The following is a 6,660-nucleotide window of genomic DNA, read 5'->3' on the forward strand; positions in this document are numbered from 1 at the left end:
GGACTTCGCGAAACGGGTTGTCACGATCATTACAAGCGCGACAGTGGCGAAGGCAAAGCTGAATCCGATCTCGGAATATTCCGCTTGGCCTATGAGCACACGGGGAGCCGTCGAGAAGAAGACGAAGAAGGTGCCCATACCGGCGCTAAAGCCGACAGTGTAAACCCAAAAAGCCGGACTCGCGAAGATCGGCAAGACAGATCGGCGCGTCTTGACTTGATCCAGAGGGCGGGTTTCGTGCCACCTGAAACCCGCATTTAGGAGTGCGAGCATCGCCAGTATAGCCAAAGTAATGAATATCGCCTGCCATCCCAAGAACTCGCCGATCAATGCTCCGGCGATAGGGCCGAGCGCAGGCACGAACGCCAGCATCGAACTGAAAAGGCCGTAGATGACGACACCCTCAGGACGGTTGGCATAAACGTCGCGAACCGTCGCGAACGTCGCCACCAGCATGGCCGACGCGCCCACTGCTTGAAGTAGACGGAAAGCGACAAAGGCCGGTGCAGTTGAAGACCAAGCTGCTCCCAGAGACGCAATGACGAAAGCCGTTGCGCCCGCAAGTAGAATTGGCCGTCGCCCGATTCTGTCTGAGAGCGGACCAAAAATCACCTGGCCCACGCCGAGCATCACCATATAGAGGCTCAACGTGAGTTGGATCATAGCGGGCGTCGTGTTCAGGATGCCGGGCATCGCTGGAACGACAGGGAGATAAATATCCATCGCCAGTGAAGCGAGGATGTCGAAAGGAGCCATCAGCAGCAGTGCTGCCGGCAGCGTATAGGCCCACGCGGGGCGTGTGGTGGTCATGACGAATCAACCCTCGATTAAGGAATACCGGGCGACGTCTGCTCGTCAGCAATCAGATGAGACTAGCCTTACAGAGCGCCGCAACAACAATACTGGTTGTTGCGGCTTACTTGTCTGCTGACTTGGAATTTCCCATCTGATTACTCCACGCTTACGAATATGAATTGCTACATTTTATCCGATTATCTTTTGCTTCGCAATAATGCAGTATAAACCCAGCCTGAATTTGTTTGAATATACGTAAAGTCACTCACCCACAGTTGGTCAGGATGATCAGCAGTAAAATTACGTTTTACCAAGTCATCCGCTCGTTTTTGATCATCTCGGCTACGGGTGGTTTGTTTGTTCTTACCACGCCAAACACCTTTTATACCTAGCTTTTGCATTAATCGAGCAACAGTACAGCGCGCAATAATATAGCCTTCACGTTTCAGTTTTTGCCAGACTTTACGTACACCATACCGACCTGAACTTTCCTTCCAAATTCGTTTAATCTCCTCAGCATGATGCAAGTCATGTAAATCTCGCTTTGCTCGATGTTCTGGATTTTCACAGAGATCTAGAGTCCGGTAATAGGTTGAAGGTGCGATCGGTAAAATTCTACAAATCGCCTCGACTCCGTACAGCTCTTTATTATTATGGATAAAATCCACCATTATTTGTGTGGGCGGTCGAGCTCCGCCTGGGCGAAAAAAGCGGCTGCTTTACGTAGAATTTCATTGGCGCGTTGCAGTTCTTTATTTTCGCGTTCGAGTTGTTTGATACGTTCTTGGTCTGAAAGCTGCTGTACTTTAACTGGATTTTGTTTATCTAAATATTTTTGATACCAAACACGTAGTGTTTCAGGAGTACAACCCTTGCGCAGTATACTGCTCAGGGAGCAATAGCGGTGATCGCAGCCCAATTCGATGGATAATCTTTCTCGGATTCAATCAATAATTGAACCGCTCTTTCTCTGATTTCAGGGGTATATTTTACTTTTTTCATCGGGACATTCTCTCAGAAAGCTTGGTCTCCGACAAACCCGGTACGGTTCAAAAATCTTCCATTGATTTATTTATATCTGTTAAACCAGTCGCATTATGAAATGTAATATAAGTAGAAATTTCAGTATAAATGGTCATGATCTTTTCTAAATTTGAATATCTAAGCGTCTTCATTAATCAACCTTATTGATTATTAGTTTCTTCTTTTAAAGCTCTTTGTACTGTTGCTATCCCTACTTTAAACTTTTCTGCAACACCTCTAAATGTTGAATTTTCTTCAGCCATTGCTTTTCGTATTTCAACATAGTCAACCTTCCGCTTTCTTCCCTTATATAAGCCCTTCGCTTTGGCTTTTGCAATTCCTTCCTTTTGACGCTCACGGAGGCACTGTTGCAAATAGGCTGACATGATAAGCTAAATATCGGCACTGTTGCAAATAGAGATTTGAGTCGATGAAGTTCCTTTTTAAAAGTGCTTAGAGACCGAAAACCCTGTTGATTAGACACACTTCACCTTGAGGCTGACCATAATAAAATGACGATGCTTGTCCTTTACGTAGTGCACGCATGACTTCAATACCTTTAATTGTGGCATAAGCCGTCTTCATAGATTTGAATCCTAATGTGGCCCTGATGATCCGCTTTAACTTACCATGATCACATTCAATGACATTATTTTTATACTTAATCTGCCTGTGCTCAATATCTACTGGACATTTTCCTTCTCGCTTTAACCGTGATAAAGCATGGCCATAGGTCGCTGCTTTATCTGTATTGATGACCCGTGGAATTTGCCATTTTTTCACCGTATTGAAGATTTTTCCTAAAAAACAATAGGCTGATTTACTGTTCCGTCTAGCGGAAAGGTAAAAGTCAATCGTATGACCACGTTGATCAACTGCACGATACAGGTAAGTCCATCGCCCCTTCACTTTGATATAAGTCTCATCCATATGCCATGAATGTAAATCTGTAGGATTACGCCAATACCAGCGTAAGCGTTTTTCCATTTCTGGAGCATAACGCTGAACCCAACGATAAATTGTGGTGTGGTCAACATTCACACCCCGTTCAGCGAGCATTTCTTGAAGTTCACGATAGCTGATGCCATATTTACAATACCAACGAACAGCCCAAAGAATGATTTCACCTTGAAAGTGCCGACCATGGAAGGGATTCATCTGCTGTATCTCGAAATAAATAAGATATTTAGCTTATCATGTCAGCCTATTTGCAACAGTGCCATATATTCGCCTTTTGGATGGAGAACAAGCTCTGCACCACCAAAGCCCACATTTATTACATTGCCTTACCCTGCAACGTTTAATCCATCCATTACAGCAATACTACCCGTTCACATTACTTTATCTCGGCTGATAATCAGCGCAGTAACTTTAGCCAATCTCGCTGCAATTTCCATGTCAGGAATTTGTCCACTTATTCCAATGATGATGAGAACTGCAGCATTGACTTAGATCGCCAGTGCTCAGTACTGGCCATCATGTAGCTTTTATCGCTTTAGCGCCTTAACTTATTTAAGTGGCGTAACTTGCATAACTTATGCATCCTATTTAAGTGATGTAAGTTATAGTATTCCGTGTCAGGAATCTGTCTACTTATCAGCGTCCGCGGAACTGCAGGATTTCTGCTTTGTTGTTCGCAACGAGGGCTAATTCTGGAGTTCCGTATAAGGCATAATCAATAACGACGCCTGATGCGAACATAGCGATTGGGCTGAAACGGAAGGTATCAGGAGCAATCGCTTTGGCAGAATTCCCCAAGGTGCTCACAATAAGATTCACATTGATGAAATCTGGCTTTCTACTCAGCCCATGGATATGCGAGCAGTTACTTATACTGCTCTTTCTCATGTCCTAAAAGCCTTTGACCATGTCAAATCGCAACATTGAGGTTATCTTGTTTTGGAATAAGCGTGGTCATTGTATGAAAGTGTTGATATATGATGGACTGGGTATTCAAAGCTCTACGGTTGGAACAAGCAACATTTCACTGGACTCAAACTCATCATAGTGAAACAATTACAAGCATTGATTCAGAGTTTCGCTTGATAAAGAATTTGACAATGTGCATCAAACATCATGACATCAATTCAGTCAGCCAAGCTGAATAGCCTAGATCCGTGTCTGTGCAGAAAAGGACGCCTTCATATAAAATAACTCAAATAGATAAATTACCACCACACTGCTAGAGCCTGAGCTGAATTTAAAAATATCTATAGGGTTCACCGGGGACTTACAGTAAATTTAACTTGGATAAAAAATATCCCCCTTAAAAAAGTGGGATATTTTTAATTTATTTATTTAATATTTCTTTTAATTCATCTGCACTATATGTCGATAAATTTTCTATAGCTGCTCGAACAATACTTGAACGATTTATTCTTGCATTTTGCCCTTTTACAACCAGCTCATCAATTAGTTTACTAATATCTTCATTGAGAGAAAAAGTGTAACGAATAAATTTTTTTTCACTTGATTCTAAAGCCTTTACCCTCTTTTCTGCACCAGATATAAATGCATCTAACATTTTATCTTGTTCAGTAGGTTCAGGTTTTTTGTTTAGCCCAGTTAAACCAGCCATAGTTATACTCCTAAAAACTCTCTTGCAATACTTTCAATTTCAGCTTTCGCTTTAGGATCACTATTTACTTCAAAAACCGAAAGCCCATTTTCATCTGCATCATCATAAACATTTCGATTTGTTGTGATTGAATTCAATGCATCAATACCAAATGATTTGCATGCCTCTTTTGCATCTAAAATTCTTTGAACTTGAGAAGGAAGAGTTGGACACTGAGTAATAATTGCTCTAGCTTTCAGATTTGGATTTACTGTCTTTGCTAATTTTAAAACTTGTTCCATATGATCTAAAGTTTTTAGATCTCTTCGTTTGGGTCTAAACGGCAATAACATATGTGTAGCTATAGTCATTGCTGAACGTAATGCTTCAGAATCCTGTCCACCTGCATCAATGATAATATCTTGGTATCTTTTATCTAAATCTTTTAAAACTGAACGTATATTCCCTGATGCTTGTACTGATGGAATATTATTTAATTCATCGTTTTCATCTCTTTCTTTGACCCAATCTGTTGTTGTTCCTTGAGGGTCAGCATCTAATAAGAGGACGTCTCTTTGACTTTGTTGTAAGTAAACTGCAAGATTTTGAGCTAAACAGCTTTTACCAGCACCGCCTTTTTCACCACCAACTAAGATAATCATAATTTATGTAAGTTACGTAAGTTTGTTTGTGTATAATTTAACGGTGATTTATGAAGTAATCAACTATCATGAAAAAAAAAATTAAAAAAAAAGTTATCCACAAAAGAATGGTCTTTTTGAATTTATATATATTTATTTAAATTTATTATTTATATCTCTGCTCAAAGCTTGACTAGCAAAGGGATACAGGAAGTATATGTTGACAAATTCCTACCAATAAGTTGACTTTTTCCTGTTTCTGAGTTGACATATTCCTACCAATAAGTTGACTTTTTCCTGTTTCTAAGTTGACAAATTCTGTGCATAAGTTGACAAATTCTTTTATTAAAAATACTTTCATTTGTGGACGTTAAGTAGTATTGTCAATATATCTATTTATAACATTTTCCTTAATATATCTTCCTATGAGTAACATAGTATATAAAGATAATAATTTGGTTGAAGCATCGTATTCACTAAATCTATCTGAGCAAAGGCTAATATTAATTGCGATCATTGCTGCTCGAGAAATTGAGAAAGAACTTACTTCTGATACTATACTTACGATTCATGCTTCTGAATACATGAAACAGTTTAATTTAGGACGTCAAGCATCTTATGAAGCGTTACAATCTGCATGTGATAATCTTTTTGAACGGCATTTGAATTATAAAGCAGTAGATCCTATAACTGGAAAAATAGGAATATACAAAAGTAGGTGGGTTTCAAAAGTTGGTTATGTTAAGGAAGAGGGATGCGTCCAACTAATTTTTGCACCAGATATTATCCCCTTATTTGTAAAACTTGAAGAAAAGTTCACAAGATATGAACTTAAACAAATCTCACCACTTACAAGCATTTATGCTATTCGCCTGTATGAGTTACTCATACGTTGGAGATCAACTGGTAAGTTATATATTTCTATAGATGAGCTTAGATCAAAACTCGGATTGATAGAAGATGAATATAAAAAGATGGGAGACTTTAAAAAAAGGGTTCTTACCGTAGCTTTAAATCAAATTAACAAATTTACGGATATTACTGTTTCTTATATACAAAAAAAGGAGGGAAGAAATATTTCAGAATTACATTTCATGTTTGAAGAAAAAGAACAAAATAAAACGAGTACAAGTGCTCCTTTAGAGCCAACTTATAAATTGACAGCTAAGCAATGTATATTCTTTGCTAAAAAGCTATGTGATATTACTAACTATCCAAAATTTGGTAATGATTTCGCACATCGTGGAGAGACTCTAGAAGACTTTCAGGAAAGGATATCAAGTGATCTTCTTGATAGCGATAATGTTAGAAAGTATTTTTCTTATTTGTTAGAAGTTGGTTATGCTCCTAAATACAAGAAGTAACCCTTTAGTTAATTGTCACTTTAAACAAAAGACCACGCCCTCTCATACTAAGTTTTTAATTAAGATTGCTTTCATGTGATTTTAATATGAATTAGCATAAGTTACATAACTTATGCTGGTTAAGTAACCACCTATCCTGCCTTTATAATTTATTGCTGCAGTTCTCATCATCATTGGAATAAGTGGACAAATTCCTGACATGGAAATTGCAGCGAGATTGGCTAAAGTTACTGCGCTGATTATCAGCCGAGATGTCGTTATTGATTATGCCTTATACGGA

The 6,660-nt window shown here is 39.1% G+C and carries 7 protein-coding genes, 1 pseudogene and 1 other annotated feature; of the genes and pseudogenes, 1 reads left to right on the forward strand and 7 read right to left on the reverse strand.

All coding sequences use genetic code 11. From position 1 onward, the window contains the following. From cml to FTU62_RS17025, 7 genes and pseudogenes are all read right to left on the reverse strand, one after another. Nucleotides 1-810, reverse strand: an 810-nt coding sequence (cml, locus tag FTU62_RS16995; RefSeq protein WP_180103256.1) for a CmlA/FloR family chloramphenicol efflux MFS transporter, incomplete at its 3' end; no start/stop codon positions are given. Between the two features lie 197 nt (nucleotides 811-1,007). Further along, a pseudogene (locus FTU62_RS17000) lies at nucleotides 1,008-1,797 on the reverse strand (IS3 family transposase); the annotation flags it as partial. Further along, nucleotides 1,392-1,508 (reverse strand) — a sequence feature (AL1L pseudoknot). Its footprint overlaps the pseudogene before it by 117 nt. Before the next feature lie 182 nt (nucleotides 1,798-1,979). After that, the gene (locus FTU62_RS17005; protein WP_257223257.1) at nucleotides 1,980-2,204 is read right to left on the reverse strand and encodes a hypothetical protein; all 225 of its coding nucleotides are present in this window, start codon (nucleotides 2,202-2,204) and stop codon (nucleotides 1,980-1,982) included. 67 nt (nucleotides 2,205-2,271) lie between these two features. Further along, nucleotides 2,272-2,976: an IS6-like element IS1008 family transposase gene (locus FTU62_RS17010; RefSeq protein WP_001067790.1), complete on the reverse strand. Its 705-nt coding sequence runs from the start codon at nucleotides 2,974-2,976 to the stop codon at nucleotides 2,272-2,274. 438 nt (nucleotides 2,977-3,414) lie between these two features. Beyond that, nucleotides 3,415-3,585, reverse strand: coding sequence for a hypothetical protein (locus FTU62_RS17540; RefSeq protein ID WP_017400106.1), 171 nt, complete (start codon nucleotides 3,583-3,585; stop codon nucleotides 3,415-3,417). A 523-nt stretch (nucleotides 3,586-4,108) separates the two neighbouring features. Further along, a complete protein-coding gene (locus FTU62_RS17020) occupies nucleotides 4,109-4,396 on the reverse strand; it encodes a hypothetical protein (protein WP_000908082.1) in 288 nt (95 codons plus the stop codon). Nucleotides 4,397-4,398: 2 nt separating this feature from the next. Beyond that, nucleotides 4,399-5,037, reverse strand: coding sequence for an AAA family ATPase (locus tag FTU62_RS17025; RefSeq protein WP_000585007.1), 639 nt, complete (start codon nucleotides 5,035-5,037; stop codon nucleotides 4,399-4,401). A gap of 404 nt (nucleotides 5,038-5,441) precedes the next feature. Between FTU62_RS17025 and repM the strand changes: the two genes are divergently transcribed. Further along, complete coding sequence (repM, locus tag FTU62_RS17030; RefSeq protein ID WP_002046604.1) at nucleotides 5,442-6,380, forward strand: replication initiation protein RepM; 939 nt, start codon at nucleotides 5,442-5,444, stop codon at nucleotides 6,378-6,380. Nucleotides 6,381-6,660 lie beyond the last annotated feature (280 nt).

It is taken from the genome of Acinetobacter sp. YH12126 (assembly GCF_013418745.1).
Classification (GTDB): Bacteria; Pseudomonadota; Gammaproteobacteria; order Pseudomonadales; family Moraxellaceae; genus Acinetobacter; species Acinetobacter amyesii.

What these genes read in the sequence shown, in the direction of transcription:
- FTU62_RS17025 (WP_000585007.1), bottom strand. Translation starts at nt 5,037, where the DNA reads ATGATTATCTTAGTTGGTGGTGAAAAAGGCGGTGCTGGTAAAAGCTGT.
- FTU62_RS17010 (WP_001067790.1), bottom strand. Translation starts at nt 2,976, where the DNA reads ATGAATCCCTTCCATGGTCGGCACTTTCAAGGTGAAATCATTCTTTGG.
- FTU62_RS17005 (WP_257223257.1), bottom strand. Translation starts at nt 2,204, where the DNA reads ATGTCAGCCTATTTGCAACAGTGCCTCCGTGAGCGTCAAAAGGAAGGA.
- FTU62_RS17020 (WP_000908082.1), bottom strand. Translation starts at nt 4,396, where the DNA reads ATGGCTGGTTTAACTGGGCTAAACAAAAAACCTGAACCTACTGAACAA.
- repM (WP_002046604.1), top strand. Translation starts at nt 5,442, where the DNA reads ATGAGTAACATAGTATATAAAGATAATAATTTGGTTGAAGCATCGTAT.